This is a genomic window from Amycolatopsis tolypomycina (assembly GCF_900105945.1).
GTDB classification, from domain to species: domain Bacteria; phylum Actinomycetota; class Actinomycetes; order Mycobacteriales; family Pseudonocardiaceae; genus Amycolatopsis; species Amycolatopsis tolypomycina.
This window is the reverse complement of the sequence record NZ_FNSO01000004.1, coordinates 1,228,852-1,245,012: the sequence shown is the minus strand read 5'-3', so window position 1 is coordinate 1,245,012 and position 16,161 is coordinate 1,228,852. Positions and strand designations below refer to the sequence as shown.

12 protein-coding genes are annotated in these 16,161 nt (G+C 70.7%); 3 read left to right on the top strand and 9 right to left on the bottom strand.

What is annotated here, in order from left to right:
• Nucleotides 1-51: 51 nt before the first annotated feature.
• Both BLW76_RS16460 and BLW76_RS16455 read right to left on the bottom strand, forming a co-directional pair.
• On the bottom strand, nt 52-1,404 hold the full coding sequence (locus BLW76_RS16460) for a type I glutamate--ammonia ligase (protein ID WP_167384630.1): 1,353 nt from the start codon (nt 1,402-1,404) through the stop codon (nt 52-54).
• A gap of 186 nt (nt 1,405-1,590) precedes the next feature.
• Complete coding sequence (locus BLW76_RS16455; protein ID WP_482746698.1) at nt 1,591-2,454, bottom strand: EamA family transporter; 864 nt, start codon at nt 2,452-2,454, stop codon at nt 1,591-1,593.
• Nucleotides 2,455-2,771: 317 nt separating this feature from the next.
• On the opposite strand from BLW76_RS16455, the gene BLW76_RS16450 reads away from it, so the two are divergent.
• Nucleotides 2,772-2,951, top strand: a complete 180-nt coding sequence (locus tag BLW76_RS16450) for a DUF7455 domain-containing protein (protein WP_004561029.1) — start codon at nt 2,772-2,774, stop codon at nt 2,949-2,951.
• 225 nt (nt 2,952-3,176) lie between these two features.
• On the opposite strand, the gene BLW76_RS16445 is transcribed toward BLW76_RS16450, so the two are convergent.
• The 5 genes from BLW76_RS16445 to BLW76_RS16425 all read right to left on the bottom strand — a co-directional run bounded on the left by BLW76_RS16445 (nt 3,177) and on the right by BLW76_RS16425 (nt 10,211).
• A complete protein-coding gene (locus BLW76_RS16445; protein WP_091308070.1) occupies nt 3,177-4,358 on the bottom strand; it encodes an ROK family transcriptional regulator in 1,182 nt (393 codons plus the stop codon).
• Between the two features lie 11 nt (nt 4,359-4,369).
• Nucleotides 4,370-5,833: a sugar ABC transporter permease gene (locus BLW76_RS16440; RefSeq protein ID WP_091308067.1), complete on the bottom strand. Its 1,464-nt coding sequence runs from the start codon at nt 5,831-5,833 to the stop codon at nt 4,370-4,372.
• A gap of 20 nt (nt 5,834-5,853) precedes the next feature.
• On the bottom strand, nt 5,854-6,627 hold the full coding sequence (locus BLW76_RS16435; RefSeq protein ID WP_091308066.1) for an ATP-binding cassette domain-containing protein: 774 nt from the start codon (nt 6,625-6,627) through the stop codon (nt 5,854-5,856).
• A gap of 191 nt (nt 6,628-6,818) precedes the next feature.
• Nucleotides 6,819-7,955 carry a sugar ABC transporter substrate-binding protein gene (locus tag BLW76_RS16430; protein WP_091308063.1) on the bottom strand — a complete coding sequence of 379 codons (1,137 nt, stop codon included), beginning with the start codon at nt 7,953-7,955 and terminating at the stop codon, nt 6,819-6,821.
• A gap of 519 nt (nt 7,956-8,474) precedes the next feature.
• Nucleotides 8,475-10,211 (bottom strand): DEAD/DEAH box helicase, encoded by a 1,737-nt coding sequence (locus tag BLW76_RS16425; RefSeq protein WP_091308060.1) that lies wholly within the window; start codon nt 10,209-10,211, stop codon nt 8,475-8,477.
• 212 nt (nt 10,212-10,423) lie between these two features.
• Here BLW76_RS16425 and BLW76_RS16420 point away from each other — a divergent pair, with 212 nt between their 5' ends.
• Nucleotides 10,424-11,599 (top strand): YihY/virulence factor BrkB family protein, encoded by a 1,176-nt coding sequence (locus BLW76_RS16420; RefSeq protein ID WP_091308058.1) that lies wholly within the window; start codon nt 10,424-10,426, stop codon nt 11,597-11,599.
• 65 nt (nt 11,600-11,664) lie between these two features.
• Entirely contained in the window at nt 11,665-14,793 is a 3,129-nt protein-coding gene (locus BLW76_RS16415) for an efflux RND transporter permease subunit (protein WP_091308056.1), read from the top strand.
• 86 nt (nt 14,794-14,879) lie between these two features.
• On the opposite strand, the gene BLW76_RS16410 is transcribed toward BLW76_RS16415, so the two are convergent.
• Nucleotides 14,880-15,719, bottom strand: a complete 840-nt coding sequence (locus BLW76_RS16410; RefSeq protein ID WP_167384629.1) for a hypothetical protein — start codon at nt 15,717-15,719, stop codon at nt 14,880-14,882.
• 166 nt (nt 15,720-15,885) lie between these two features.
• Nucleotides 15,886-16,128: a DUF3039 domain-containing protein gene (locus BLW76_RS16405; protein WP_167384628.1), complete on the bottom strand. Its 243-nt coding sequence runs from the start codon at nt 16,126-16,128 to the stop codon at nt 15,886-15,888.
• Nucleotides 16,129-16,161 lie beyond the last annotated feature (33 nt).

The following is a 16,161-nucleotide window of genomic DNA, read 5'->3' as shown; positions in this document are numbered from 1 at the left end:
CAGACGCTTCCCGGAGCCCGCGCGGGCTCCCCGGGTCCATCTTCCCAGCCTTCAGTAACGCCAAAGGTGGGCAGCGACGATCTCGTCGTCCGTGCGGTCGGCCGCCCACGCCGCGTCGGACGCCCGGACGGCGCGGAAGGCGCCCAGCAGCTCGTCGCCGAGCACCCCGGCGACCCGCGGCGACGCCACGAGTGCGGCGTCCTGTTCGGCGGGGTTCGCCGGCAGCCGGTGCACCCCGCGGATCTCCCGTTCGTGGTCGGTCCAGCCGCCCGGGTCTGCGCCGATGGGCTCGGGCAGTGCGGGCGCGTCCTCGATCCCGGCCATCCCGGCGGCGAGCACGACGGCGAGCGCGAGGTACGGGTTGGCCGAGGCGTCGGACGTCTTGAGCTCGACGTTGGCGTGGCCGTCGCCCAGCAGGGCCGAGCCGGGGACGTACCGCAGCGGCGCCTCCCGGTTCTCGACGCCCCAGAACGCGTACGCGCCCGCGAAGTGGCCGGGCCGCAGCCGCAACGTCGAGGGCACGCTCGGCGCGGTGACCGCGGTCAGGGCCGGCAGGTCGCGCAGCAGCCCGGCGAGGTAGGCGGCGCCGTCCCCGGCCGGCCGGCCGTTCCCGTCGAGCAGGTTGCGGCCCTTCCGGTGGACGGAGGTGTGCAGGTGCCAGCCGTTGCCGGCGGCACCGAGATCGATCATCGGCGCGAAGCTGACGGCAAGACCGTGCACCCGCGCGGCGGCGTGGATGGTCTGCCGCGCGAGCAGCTGGTCATCGGCGGCGGAAACCGGATCGGTGGCGGCCAGCGACAGTTCGAGCTGCGCAACGCCGTACTCGGCGTGCAGCTGGCCGATCCGCAGGCCGTTGGCCGCGAAGTCGTGCAGGAGGGCCCCGACGAAGCCATCGAGCCCGACGAGGGCGTGCGGGCTGTAGGCGGGCCCGGGATGCCCGGGGTTGGCGGTGATGCCGGCACTCCCCGCGGGGGCGACGGCGAACTCGAGTTCGTAGCCGGCCCGGAACTCGAGCCCCCGTGCGGCGGCCTTGGCGACCTGCGCTTCGAGGACGGCACGCTGGCAGTAGGGCCACGGATCGCCGTCCCGGGTGAGCTGCCGGACGGGCGCCCAGGCGAGCGCGGGCTGCCCGGCCAGCCGCCGCAGCCGCTCGACGACGGGCACGAGCCGGACGTCCCCGGAAGGCGTGTCCAGGCCAGGGTGCGCGAAGGTGATGGAGTCGTGACTGTCGAAGACGGCGAACAGCGAGGTCGCCCCGACGCCCCGCGTGGCGGCATCGGCGAGCCCGCCAACGGGCACGATCCGCGACCGCGGAATGCCGTTGTTGTCGGCCCAGGCAAGATGAACCCCACCCACCCCGGCGGCGGCGAAGTCCTTCGCCGCGGCCGACGCCGCTTTGGTCATGATCACCCGCTTCCTGCCGCCCGGGGTAAGTATCCCGGGCGGGCGGGGTGGGGGCCATCACGATCCGGTGCTGGGTGCCGGCCTGGTCGCTCGGCCGACCTGAGGCTCGCCGGCTCGGTTTGGGCGCGCCATCTCGAGCCCCGCCAACCCGACACAGCACAAACCCGACGCCGCAGAAACCTGACCTCACCCTGGCAACTCCGGCCCCCGCACCTCCGCCCCCTCGGGCCCCACCGACCCGTCCGGCCCCACCGACCCCTCCCTGCTCCGCAGCGCCACCCCGGCCACTACCGCGAGCGTCCCCACCGCCTCGGCCACCGAAGGCACCTGCCCGAGCAACACGAACCCCATCACCCCCGCCGTCACCGGGAGCAACGCCAGCAACGTCGCGAACCGTGCCTGCCCCACCCGCCGCAGCACCACCTGGTCCAGCGCATACGGCACCACCGTCGACAACACCCCCACCCCGACCCCGAGCAGCAACAACCGTGGCGAAGCCCACACCGGTCCCGTTCCCAGCGCCAGCGGTGACAACACCACCGTCCCCGCGAAGAAGCCGATCGCCAGGCTGTCGATGCCGTCGCCGTCCGTCGCCACCCTCTTGCCCAGGAGGATGTAGCCCGCCCAGGCCAGCGCTGCGCCCAGGGCGAACGCCACTCCCCAGAAACTGCCCGCGATCCGGACGTCCGCGATCGCCACCACGCCCGCCGCCACCAGGACCAGTGCCAGGACGTCGCGCACCGTGCGGGAGCCCAGTGCCGCCACCACCACCGGGCCGGCGAACTCCATCGCCACCGCCGTGCCCAGGGGCAGGCGGGCGATCGCCTCGTAGAACAGCACGTTCATGCCCGCCGTCACCACGCCGAACACGATCGCCAGCAGCAGACGGCGACCGCGCCACGCGTCAGGACCGGGGCGGCGCCAGGCCAGCAGGACCACCGCCGCCCCGAGGCAGCGGAGCCAGGCCACGCCCGCCGGGGTCGCGTGGCCGAAAAGGTCGACCGCCACCGCCGCTCCGGCGTACATCGAAATTCCGCTGAGAACGAACAAGAGCGGCGCCGGTACCCGGGAAAGCCGTCGTGGGGAAGTCACCGTGCTCACGAGTCCATGGTGCCTGACCACGGAAAACGTAACTCTCCGGGTAATCGTCTCCTGGAATGCGGGACATCGTTACGGCATCCGGGGTAAATCGACGTGACTCAGGTCCCACCGGCGCGGGAACACTTGCGAGCCGCGAAACGTCTGGAACAGTAGAAGCACGAACACGCGGAGCCGGAGGCGATCGCCGCCACCGGTAGCAGTCCCGAAGTGGGCGTAGCTGGATCGATGGCACCGGGCAACCGGTGCCGGGACGGAGGGAGACCCCCATGACATCGCCGACGCTCACCCGCCCCGAACTGACCGCCGCCGACCGCTGTGACCGGTGCGGAGCAGCAGCTCAGGTACGCGCCATCCTCAGCACGGGTGGCGAACTGCTCTTCTGCGGGCACCACGCCCGCGAGCACGAGGCCAAGCTCAAGGAACTGTCCGCCGACATCCAGCGGTAACCTCCCGACGAGCGAAAGGCGGCCGGTGCGCACAGGCACCGGCCGCCTTTCTGCATCTTGCAGATCGAGACTTATTCGGGCCAGGCCGCCGCACCCTCCCACCCGACCGCCGCCGGTCAACGCCAGTCATGCGGCGGCCGACGGCTGAATAAGGCTCGCCGCGTGTCCGATATCACGTTCCGGCCGCGAAAAGCGGTAATTCCGGACACGGAGCCGGACAGGAAATCAGACAGAATCCAGCACGACTTCGAACGCCACTTCCGCGGCGCCGAGCAGCTTCCCGTCGGCCCCCAGCGCCGAACTGACGATCCGCGTGCCGCCGACCGCCCGGCTCACCAGGCTGCGCCGGCGCACCTCGGCGCCGACGTGCCGCAGCACCGCCTCCGGCAGCACCGTAAGCAGGTCGCCGAGGATCACCAGCTGGGGTCCCAGCAGGTTGACGACGTTGATCAGCCCGAGCGTCAGCCATTCCGCGAACTCCGCGAGCCGCGTCATCGCCGTCTCCGGGGCGCGGCCGAGCTCGCGCAGCTCGAACAGGATCGCCCCGCGCGGGGTGTCCTCGGCCAGCCCGAGCGCCCGGCACAGCGCCGCCTCGCCGACCTCGGTCTCCCAGCAGCCGCTGCTGCCGCAGTAGCAGGGCCGCCCGTCGGGCCGGATCACCATGTGCCCGATCTCGCCGACGTACCCCGAGCCGCCGCGCAGCGCCGAGCCTTCGGCGATGACGCCGCCGCCGACACCGACGTCCGCCGAGATGTACACCACGTCGGACGCCCCGCGGGCCGCGCCGCGCAGGTGCTCGGCGACGGCACCGAACTCGGCGTCGTTGCCGACCAGGATCGGGATCTGCAGCACCCCGCCGAGCCGCTCGCCGAGCGCGACGTCGGTCCAGCGCAGGTTCGGGGCCTCGTGCACGTGCCCGTCCGCCCGCCGGACGACGCCCGGCACCGACACCCCGGCCGCCACCGGGGTCACGTCGAGGTCGCCGGCCAGGATGGCCGTCGACTCGATGACGTGGGTGATGACCTCTTCGGGCTGCCCCATCCGGCCGCGCAGGTTCCAGCTGTTGCGGCCCAGGATCTGCCCGCCGAGCCCGACCAGGGCGATCGCGACGTGCTCGACCTGGAGGTCGACCGCGAGCACGACCGCCGCGTGCGGCTGGGGCAGGACCAGGAGCGAGGGGCGGCCCGCCCCTCGTCCCGGCCTCGGCACCTTCTCCTCGACGACACCGGCTTCGGCGAGCCCGTCGACGAGGGTCTTGATCGTGCTCCGGTTGAGCCCCAGCTGGGTGGCCAGGGTCGCCCGGGTGCTCGGCCCGCCGACGTGCAGCAGGCGGAGCAGGGTCGTGCGGTTGTGCCGGCGCACCTCGTCCGGTCGTGCAACGGGCGTGCTGGTCACGGGCTTTATCATTCCATGGTGGTTCAGCGCGCCGACGCAGCCGCGCGGCGCCGGGACAGCGCGTCGACCGTGGCGGCGAGGAGCAGGACCAGACCGGTGATGATGTTGACCACCGCGGCCGGCTGCTTGAGCAGGCCCAGGCCGTTGATGACCACGGCGATCACCAGGCCACCGACGACCGCGTCGGAAACCCGGCCCTTGCCGCCGAACAGCGACGTGCCGCCGATGACGGCCGAACCGACCGCGAACAGCAGCGTGTTCAGGCCACCGGACTGCGGGCTGACCGAACCGACCTTCGACGCGGCGACGATGCCGCCGATGGCCGCGACCGCCGAGCCGATGACGAACACGCTGGCCCGGATCTTCGGCACGTCGATACCGGCGCGGCGGGCGGCTTCCTTGTTGCCGCCGACCGCGTAGACGTACCGGCCGTACTTGGTCCGGTTCAGCACGTACGTGCCGGCCACCAGCAACGCCAGCATGATCGGGATGACGTACGGGACGCCTTCGATCGTCACGACCGCCTTGTTCGGCGAGCGGTTGATCGTCAGCAGCCAGGTGCCGACCGCCGACAGCACGACCAGCGCGCCGACCTTGACCAGCACCAGGGCCGTCGGCTGGACGACCAGGCCGCGCTGGAGCCGCTTGAAGTGGCTGGTCAGCGTGATCACCGCGAACCCGCCGGCCGCGATGAGGAAGAAGATCCAGCTGCCGAGGATGTTCAGGTTGCCGTTGGCGATCTTGTACAGGATGTCCGAGTTGCTGATGCCGATCGTGCCGCCCTCACCGATGAACTGCAGCAGGACGCCCTGCCACACGATGAACAGCGCCAGCGTCACGACGAAGGACGGCATGCCGATCTTCGAGACGAGGAAGCCGGTGATGCAGCCGATCGCGGTGCCGACGCAGATCGACAGCAGGATCTCGAGCCAGGCGTTGGCCGGGACGCCGATCGCGACGATCAGCAGGCCGATCAGCGACAGCGCGGCACCCGCCCAGATCCGCTGGTAGGCCGACAGCAGCATGGCCAGGGCAAGCACGCCGATGAACGTGATGAACACGCCGGTGCCCATGGCGCCCAGCAGGTTCCCGCTCTGGACGTAGTGCAGCGCCATCACCGAAGCGGCGACACCGGAGGCCACGCCGGCGGCGAGGTCGATCTCGCCGAGCAGCAGCACGAACACGATGCCCATCGCGATGATGATGACGCCCGCGCCCTGCGGGAACACGTTGGCGATGTTGGCCAGCGTGAAGAAGTTGTCCGACAGCGCGCTGAACAGGATCACCAGCACGAGCAGGCCGAACAGCGACGGCAGCGCGCCCAGTTCACCGGCCCGCAGGCGGGCGAAGTAGTCGCGGACGGCCTCGCCGGTTGACATCGATGTCGTGTCGATGCCGAAGTCGGAGATCGCCCCGGCGGGGGCCTGGGTCTGCGCGAGCGCGTCGGCGGGGGTGCCGACCTCGTGCTTGGCAGGGGTTTCAGTCATTTCCGGTTCTTTCTTCCCGCTCACAGGACCACGGCTTCGGGCCGGGCCAGGCCGAGGTCACCGGAGCGACCGGCGGTGATCAGTTCCACGACCTGGCCGTGGGTGACGTCCTTCGTGTGCACCTCGGCGACGAGCCGGCCGAGGTAGAGCACGGCGATGCGGTCGGCGACCTCGAACACGTCGGCCATGTTGTGGCTGATCAGCACGACCCCGAGGCCCTGCTCGGCCAGCCGGCGGACGAGGTCGAGCACCTGCCGGGTCTGCGCGACGCCGAGGGCGGCGGTCGGCTCGTCGAGCACGACGACCTTGCTGTTCCACAGCACCGACTTCGCGATGGCGACGGTCTGCCGCTGGCCACCGGACAGCGAGGAGACCGGCGTGCGGACCGACTTCACGGTCCGGACCGACAGCGAGGCCAGCGTCTCGCGGGCGGCCTTCTCCATGCTGGCTTCGTCGAGCTTCCACGAGCTGCCGCGCTCGCGGCCGAGGAACATGTTCTGGACGATGTCGAGGTTGTCGGCCAGCGCGAGGTCCTGGTAGACGACCTCGATGCCGAGCCCGGCCGCGTCCTTCGGGCCGCGGATGTGGGCGTCCTGCCCGTTGAACCGCACGGCCCCCGAGTCGTACGGGTGGATGCCGGCGATGCACTTGACGAGCGTCGACTTGCCGGCGCCGTTGTCGCCGACCAGGGCGGTCACTTCGCCCGCACGCACGTCGAAGTCCACGTCGTGGAGGACGTGGACGGGGCCGAAGCTCTTGTTCAGGCCCTTGATCTCGAGAATGGGCTCACTCATGGATGGGCTTTCTCCTGGGTGGGGACCGGGCCGGGACGCGCCGTCGGGGTGCGCGTCCCGGCCCGGCTGTTCATGGGGTACAGCGCCGTCCAGTACCGATCCGGCCTCAGCCACGGCCGAATCGGCTCGCAGCAGCGGTCAAGTGCCGCTCGGGGGCGGCCTACTTCGGCCGGATCGGTACTGAGGAGGGCTCAGGAGATGCCGAGCGAGGCGCACTTGCTGGCGAGGTCGCCGCCGCAGATCTCGGTCGCCTTCACGTAGCCCTGGGTCACGACGGTCTTGACGTCCTTCGCCAGGATCGTGGTCGGCGTGAGCAGCACCGACTTGATGTCGCGGTTGTTCTTCGGGTCGTGCAGCTTGCCGGTGGCGATGGCGTCCGCGGCGGCCTTGTCGCCCTTGGCCAGTGCCGCGGCCAGCTTCGCGCTCGCCTCGGCCTCTTCCTTGATCGGCTTGAACACGGTCATGTACTGCTCGCCGCGCATGACCGCCATGAGGCCGTCGGCCGTGGCGTCCTGGCCGGTGACCGGAATCTTGCCGTTCAGGCCGTTCTTCTTGAGGATGGTGATGACCGCGCCGGCCAGGCCGTCGTTCGCCGCGACGACGCCGTCGACCTTGCCGCCGTTCGCCTGGAAGATCTGCTCGAACGTCGTGCCGCCGAGCTGGTTGTCCCAGTCGTTGATCGGCTGCTTCTGGATCCGCTTGAGCTTGCCGGACGTGACCAGCGGCTCGAGCACGGAGTCCTGGCCGTTGGTGAACAGGGTCGCGTTGTTGTCGGTCGGGGCGCCCTCGATCTGGACGAAGCCGGCGCCCGGCTTGTCCTTGAGCGCGTCCGCCATGGCCTGGCCCTGGAGCTGGCCGACCTTCTCGTTGTCGAACGAGACGTAGTACTCGGCGCTGCCGCCGAGGCTCGGGCGGTCGTAGTTGATGACCGGGATGCCCGCGGTCTTCGCCTTCGCCTCGACCGCGGCACCGACGGCCGGGTCGGACGGGGCGATGATCAGGACCTTGACGCCGGAGCTGATGAAGCCGTCGGCCAGGGTCGAGAACTTCTGGGCGTCGCCCTGGGCGTTCTGGACGTCGGCCTCGAAGCCCTGCGCCGCGAGGGCGGCCTGCAGCATCGGCTTGTCGAAGGCTTCCCAGCGGGCCGAGCTGGCGGTCTCCGGCAGGATGACGCCGACCTTGCCGCTGGCGCCGCCACCGGCCGGAGCGGGCGCGGAAGCGGAGTTGCTCCCCGTGCCCCCGCTGTTCGAACTGTTGGTACCGCAGGCGGTGAGCACCAGGCCGGCGCTCACCGTGGCGGCGAGGAGGGTAAGGGTTCTGCTGCGCATCCTCGTTCCTTCCGGATCCAAGCATTGGTGACGAGCGGCCGTCGGCGTGTGCCTCGGGCCAGCGAGGCGGCGATCCGGGCTGGCCCGGCGCACCGTCGCGCATATGTTGTGGGCGACAACATATGCCGCTGAGCGGCTGCGGGGAAGATAGCTGGATCGATTAAATGACACCAATTGGACACGGTTCGGCAACACGGGCTGAACCTCGCCCGGAAAGAGTAGATCCGCTGACGATGTGATCGCCAGCACTCACGGTTAGTTACATCGAGGTTTCATCAAGGTGTGACATTAGGCCGGTCGTGTGCACCGAGCGCAACCCGTGGCGAATCCACGACTGCACCCCGGGATTGGTCGCCGACTTGCGAAGTTCGGGCGGGATGGTGCCCGGAAGGCCATGCGCGGCGGGGTGGAAGGGCAGGCCATCAGGCACGGACCGTCACAGCGCGGGAGCGGCCCGGGAAGAACGGACAGTGATGGGCGATCTTCAGCCACCTGGGCGACAGAAGCCGGGCGCCGGGCTCACCAGGACCGCAGCGTCACGATCCGCTCTTCCAGCTGTTCGACGGTCGCCATCGCGGTCACCGGACCACCGCAGACCCGCCGCAGCTCGTTGTGGATCGCCCCGTGCGGCTTCTTCGTGCGGTGGTGGTACATGCCCACCAGGGCGTTCAGCTCCTTGCGCAACGCGCCGAGCCGCTCGCTCACCGACTGGGGCCGGGCCGTGGGCGGCGGGGCCTCTTCCTTGGCCGGCTTGCGGCGCTTCTCGTCCGCGATCTGCTCTTCCTGGCGCTTCCGCAGCAGCGCGCGGACCTGGTCGGGCTCCAGCAGCCCCGGCAGGCCGAGGTACTCCTGCTCCTCGTCCGAGCCGGAGAACACCGCCGTGCCGAACGAGTTGCCGTCGTAGATGACCTGGTCGAGCTCGGCCGAGGCGCCCAGCGACGTGAACGCCTTCTCCTCCTCGCCCGGCTCGTCCTCGGTGCGGTTGGCCTGGGCGAGGAGCTCGTCCTCCCAGCCTTCCTTCTCCCGGTGCGGCTTGCCCAGCACGTGGTCGCGCTGCGCCTCCAGCTCGCTGGCCAGCTCCAGCAGCACCGGCACCGACGGCAGGAACACGCTCGCCGTCTCGCCCTTCTTGCGGGCCCGCACGTAGCGGCCGATCGCCTGGGCGAAGAACAGCGGCGTCGACGCGCTCGTGGCGTACACGCCCACCGCCAGGCGCGGGACGTCGACGCCTTCGGAGACCATGCGGACCGCCACGATCCAGCGCTCGTTCGTCTCGGAGAACTCCTTGATCCGGCCCGAGGCCTTCGGGTCGTCCGAGAGCACCAGCGTCGGCATCTCCCCCGAGATGCGCTCCAGGATCTTCGCGTACGCCCGCGCCGACTCCTGGTCGGTCGCGATCACCAGGCCGCCGGCGTCCGGCACGCTCTGGCGGACCTGCGACAGCCGCGTGTCGGCAGCCTGCAGCACCGCCGGGATCCACTCGCCGGCCGGGTCGAGCGCCGTGCGCCACGCCCGGGCGTTCTGCTCCGCCGTGAGCGGCTCGCCGAGCCGGGCGGTGAACTCCTCGCCCGCGCTCGTGCGCCAGGACGCCTCGCCCGAATACGCCAGGAAGACGACCGGCCGGACCACGCCGTCGGCCAGCGCGTCCGCGTAGCCGTACGCGTGGTCGGCCTTGCTGCGCTGGAAGCCGCCCGCGTCCGGCTCGTACGTGACGAACGGGATCGGCGAGTCGTCGGACCGGAACGGCGTCCCGGTCAGGCACAGGCGCCGGACCGCCGGGGTGAAGGCCTCGCGGATCGCGTCGCCCCAGCTCTTCGCGTCGCCGCCGTGGTGGATCTCGTCGAGGATCACCAGCGTCTTGCGGTTCTCCGTGCGCACCCGGTGCAGCGTCGGGTGCGCCGCGACCTGCGCGTACGTCAGCGCGACGCCGTTGTAGTCGGACGAGGTGACACCGGTGGTGTTGCGGAAGTTCGAGTCGATGGCGATGCCGGCCGCCGCGGCCGAGGCCGCCCACTGGTGCTTGAGGTGCTCGGTCGGGGTGACGATGGTGATCGCCTCGACGGTGCGGTCGCTGAGCAGCTCCGCCGCGATCCGGAGGCCGAACACCGTCTTGCCGGCGCCGGGCGTCGCCACCGCGAGGAAGTCCTTCGGCTTCTGCGTCAGGTACTTCGTGAGCGCCCGCCGCTGCCACGCCCGCAGCGGGCGCGCGGTCGAGTCCTTCTCCGCGGGAGGCGCCCCGAGCTGCGTCTCCGTCATGCCGGTCCCCCCTCGCTCAAGTGCGTTGACGTGCGAAAACCCTCACTGTGGTACCGACTTCGGTATCGGCAGCTGCGGTGAGGGCACTGGAGCGAGTCTACCGGCCGGGTCCGACAGTTCCGGGCACCGGCACGGGTGATGTCCGTCGACACGCCCGGCTGCAGGGGGTGTGACGAGCCAAATCAGCACCGATGGACCATGCTGGAGACGTCATGGGTGAGGTGCAGCCGTCCGGAGCGACGAAGGTGGCCCGCAAGGGGCCGTGGCGCCTGCTCACGCGCACGTTCGCCAAGGCCTGGGAGGGCAACATCTTCTCCGAGGCCGCCGAGGCGGCCTTCTGGCAGACGCTCTCGCTCCCGCCGCTGCTGCTCGGCCTGCTCGGCGCACTGGGCTTCGTCGGCGAGTGGTTCGGCACCGGCGTCGTCACCGCGGTGCACGACCGCATCATCGGGTTCTGCCGGACGGTGTTCAGCACGAACGCCGTCCAGGACATCATCGAACCGACCGTGAACAGCATCCTCACCGTCGGCAAGGGCGAGATCGTCTCGGTCGGCTTCCTGATCTCGCTGTGGGCGGGCTCGTCGGCGATGTCGTCCTTCGTGGACGCGATCACCGTCGCGCACGACCAGTACGGCGTCCGCAACGACGTCTGGCAGCGGATCTTCGCGCTCCTGCTCTACCTGTGCGGCCTGGTGATCCTCGTGATCGGGCTGCCCCTGCTGGCGATCGGCCCCGACCTGCTGCCGGAGTTCTTCCCGGCGGACTGGCGCCCGACGGTGTCGTCGTGGGTGAGCACGCTCTACTTCCCGACCCTCGGCGTGATGATCACCCTCGCGCTGACCACGTTGTACAAGCTCGCGCTGCCGCGGAAGCTGCCGTGGCACCGCGGGCTGCCCGGCGCGGTGCTCGCCATGGTCGTGTTCCTGCTCTCTTCGGTCGGCCTGCGCGTCTACCTCAACTGGATCACCAAGACCGGCTACACCTACGGCGCGCTCGCCGCGCCGATCGCGTTCCTGCTGCTCATGTTCTTCATCGGGCTGGCCGTGGTCGGCGGCGCGTACTTCAACAGCGCGATCCAGGAACTCTGGCCGGCGAAGGCGACCCGGCGGCAGCGGCGCAAGTGGCGGCGGCTGGAGATGGAACGCGCCTCCGAGCGGCTGCGCTCGGAAGAAGGCCGCACGCTGTGGGAACGCTCGACCACGCCGCTGCGGCGCCCGCGCGCCGAAGACGTCTCGGCCAACGGCAGCTCCCTCGACGACGACGAGCCCGAGCCGGCCGAGCCGTCCGAAGAGGACACCCCGTCACCGAGCGCGCCGGAACCGGCACCCAGCGCAGCCCAGGGTCGCGTCTCCACCGAAGGGACGACCCGGAATCCACCCCCAGACTGAGTCGCTCCTCAGCATCGGCGTGAAAGGCTCAGCGGGCCATTCATTCCCGAGGGGGTTTTCACGTCATGTCCGTGCTGGCCAGATCGAGCCTGCGCAACCGGAGCCTGATCGGCCTGCTCGCGCTGGTCGTCGTCGGCTTCGGCGCCTTCGCGCTGCCGCAGCTCAAGCAGCAGCTCTTCCCGTCACTGCAGTTCCCGCAGGCACAGATCGTCACGGCGTACCCGGGGGCGTCGCCGGACGCGGTCGACCGGCAGGTCTCCGAGCCGCTCGAAGGCGGGCTCCAGGGGCTGAAGGGCCTGGAACAGGTCACTTCGACGTCGTCGGACGGCGTTTCGCGGGTCGTCGCGCAGTTCGAGTTCGGCACGGACATCGACGCCGCCGTCTCGCAGATCCAGCAGGTGGTCAACCAGGTCCGGCCGCGGCTGCCGCAGAACACCGAGCCCGCCGTGTCCGCGGGCAGCACCGACGACCTGCCGGTCGTGCTGGTCGCCGCGGGCACCACGGGCGACCCGCAGCAGCTCGCGCCCGCGCTGACCGACCAGGTCGCGCCCGAGCTGCGGAAGATCGACGGCGTCCGCACGGTCACCGTCACCGGCGTGCAGCAGCCGCGCGTCACGATCACGCTCGACTACGCCAAGCTCGCCGCCGCCGGCGTCGACCCCGCGTCGATCGCGACCACGCTGCAGACGGCCGGGGCCGCGGTGCCGGCCGGGACCCTGACCGAGAACGGCAAGACGCTGTCGGTGCAGGTCGGCGGCGGGCAGACCACTGTGGACAGTCTCCGCGGGTTGTACCTGACGCCGAGTGCGGCCGCGCGGGGGCGCGGTCCGGTGAAGCTGGGTGACGTCGCCGACGTCCAGCCCGGGTTCGCGCCGCCGACGTCGATCACGCGCACCAACGGCAAGCCCAGCCTCGGCCTCTCGATCACCATGGTGGACAACGGGAACGCCGTCGCGATCTCCGACGCCGTCCGCGACAAGCTGCCGGACCTGGCGAAGAAGACCGGCGCCGAGATGAGCGTCGTGTTCGACCAGGGCACCCCGGTGAAGGACGCGATCAGCGGCCTGACCACCGAAGGCCTGCTGGGGCTGGCCTTCGCGGTCGTCGTCATCCTGCTGTTCCTGCTGTCGGTGCGCTCGACGCTGGTGACCGCGGTGTCGATCCCGCTGTCGGTCGTCGTCGCGCTGATCGCCCTGTGGACCGGCGACCTGTCGCTCAACCTGCTCACCCTCGGCGCGCTGACCATCGCGATCGGCCGGGTGGTCGACGACTCGATCGTCGTGCTGGAGAACATCAAACGGCACCTGGCGTACGGCGAGGAGAAGGACCGGGCGGTGCTCGACGGCGTCCGCGAGGTGGCCGGCGCGGTGACGTCGTCCACGCTGACGACCGTCGCGGTGTTCCTGCCGATCGCGTTCGTCGGCGGGTTCGTCGGGGAGCTGTTCTCGCCCTTCGCGATCACCGTGACGGTGGCGCTGCTGGCGTCGCTGCTCGTGTCGCTGACCGTGGTTCCCGTGCTGGCGTACTGGTTCCTGAAGCGGCCCGCGGTGCCGGCGGACGCCGTCGAAGCCGAGCGGGCGCGCGAGGCGGCCGTCGAGCGGGAACGCCGCAGCATCCTGCAGCGCGCGTACCTGCCGGTGATCCGGTTCGCGACCCGGCGGCGGCTGACCGTCGTGCTGCTGGCCCTGCTGATCTTCGCCGGCACGGTCGGGCTCGCGACGCGGCTCAACACGAACTTCCTCGACTCCTCCGGCGGCACCACGCTGAACATGACGCAGAAGCTGCCCGCCGGCACCAGCGTCGAGGCGAAGGAAAAGGCGGCCACGGCGGTCGAGCAGGCCCTCGCGGCCGAGCCCGCGGTGCAGACGTACCAGGTCAGCATCGGTGGTGGCGGGGCGTTCGGCTTCGGCGGCGGCACCAACACGAGCATCTCCGTCACCGTCGCCAAGGACACCGATCTGAACTCGCTGTCGGACCGGCTGCGCGCGAAGCTGACGTCGCGGCCCGAGCTGGGCGAGATCAAGATCGGGGCGGACGCGTCCGGGTTCAACTCCGACCAGGTCTCGGTGACGGTCACCGCGCCGTCGGAGGCCGCGCTGAAGCCGGCGTCCGACCAGGTGGTGCGGGCGCTGGGCGGGGTGGCCGGGCTCACCGAGGTGTCGAGCGACCTGAGCGTCGGCTCGCCGCGGGTGCAGGTCGAGGTGGACGACGCCGCGGCCGCCGCGCGCGGGCTGTCGGCGAGCACCATCGGGCAGGTCGCCAACCAGGCGATCGCCGGCCGCACGGTGACGCAGCTGCCGGTCGACGGGCAGCGCACGGACATCGTCCTGCGCGCCGGCACGGCTCCGGTCACGGTCGACCAGGTCAAGGCCCTGCCGATCCCGGGCCCGGCCGGCGTCGTCCGGCTCGACGAGGTGGCTCGCGTGTCCACTGTGGACGGCCCAGCCGCGGTGCACCGCACCGGCGGCGACCTGAGCACCACGGTGACGGCGAAGAACACCGGTGACGACCTGACCAAGACCACCGCGGACATCAAGTCCAAACTGGACGGCCTGACGTTCACCGGCGGCGCGGCGTACTCGCTCGGCGGCGTCAGCCAGGACCAGCAGGAGGCGTTCTCGAACCTGTTCCTGGCGCTGCTCGCGGCCATCGCGATCGTGTTCCTGATCATGGTGGCGACGTTCCGGAGCCTGATCCAGCCGCTGATCCTGCTGGTCTCGATCCCGTTCGCGGCGACCGGCGCGATCGGGCTGCTGCTGGCCACCGGCACCGCCCTGGGCCTGCCGGCCCTGATCGGCATGCTGATGCTGGTCGGCATCGTCGTGACGAACGCGATCGTGCTGATCGACCTGATCAACCAGTACCGCGCGGAGGGGATGAGCGTCTCCGACGCCGTCACCGAAGGCGGCCGCCGCCGGCTCCGCCCGATCCTGATGACCGCCGCGGCAACCATCTTCGCGCTGGTCCCGATGGCACTGGGCATCACCGGCCAGGGCGGCTTCATCGGCCGGCCACTGGCGATCGTGGTGATCGGCGGCCTGGTCAGCTCGACGCTGCTGACCCTGGTCCTCGTCCCGACCCTCTACACGATGGTCGAGACCCGCAAGGAACGCCGTCGCGCCCGCCGCGAAGCCCGCCGAACCCCGGCCCAGGCCCCGGAAACGGAGTCCCTCGACCCCACCCCCACCGCCTGACCCGGGGGGCACTTTCACGTGAAAGTGCCCACCATGGCGAACCGCAGGCCGGGCACTTTCACGTGAAAGTGCCCGGCCTGCGTGTGTCAGCGCTGCTGGAAGCGGTAGGTCTTGCTGTCGAACAAGATGCAGATGCTCGGGGACATGACCACCACGCGGAGGGTGTTGTCGCGCTCGTCGAAGTCGATGCCCTCGACCTCGAACGAGCCCGAGCAGCCGCTGCGGAGCGGGAGCTGACCCAGGGACGTGACGTGGCCGGTGACATCCGAACCGTTCAGCGGACCCGCGAGGTCGACCTGGAGGAGCGGCTTCGTCGTGCCGAAGAGGCTGCCGTCCGGGTCGTCGGACGCGCAGAGCAGGCGGGTCGCCGTCTGGAAGTCGCAGCCCTGGACGTCGCGGACCGCGTGGTCCAGGCGGATCGTGCCGGCCATCGGCAGGTTCTGCGCCGGGTTCGTGGCGACCACGCCGGGCATCGGGTGCACCAGGAGCCGGCTCATGGTGCCCCACTCCCCCGCCACCAGCCAGCGGGCGTCCGGCGACACCGCGGCGAAGGAGTTGTTGTTCGCTTCCCACGACTCGAGGGCGTGCTTGTAGTTGGCCCACGAGCCGTCCGGGGCCTGGACGCGGAAGAGCTTCGCGCCGCGGTCGTCACGCTGGTAGGGCTCGACGTACCAGCCCTGGGCCGAGCCCGGGTCGCCGACGTGGTTCCAGCCCTGCGAGTTCAGGTCGGCCGGGATCGTGCCGATCCCGGTGTAGCGGATCGTCGTGCCCGACGGGCGCACGATCGTCGCGAGGCCCTGGCTCTCGTCGAGGGCACGGGCGTTGTCGGAGCCGACCTCCGTCCAGCCGGTGACGGCCTGGGCCAGCGCGGGCGAGACCACGGCGAGCAAGGCGGCGAGGGTGAGCACGATCCCGGTTCTGCGCATGTGCGACTCCGGTGGGTGAGGGGACCTGGCTCGGGAGGATTTACCAGGCCTGCCCCGACGAGCACACCCGCCGAATGAAGGTTATTCACGTTTGTTCGACATCTTGTCCGATTCCGGACAGCAGAAAGCCCCGGCGAGGACACCCGCCGGGGACCTCAGGCCCGGCTCAGCTGCCCGGACGGAGACTGTCGTAGATCTCCTTGCAGGCCGGGCAGACCGGCGACCCGGGCTTCGGCGACTTCGTCACCGGGAAGACCTCGCCGCAAAGCGCCACCACGTGAGTGCCCATGACCGCGCTCTCGGCGATCTTGTTCTTCTTCACGTAGTGGAACATCTTCGGCGAGTCGTCGTCGGTGGTGTCCGTGCCCTCGGGCGTGGTTTCCGGCTTCGTCAGCGTCTCGGTGCTCACCCGTCCATTGTGCCCGAGTCCCCGCGCGAAACG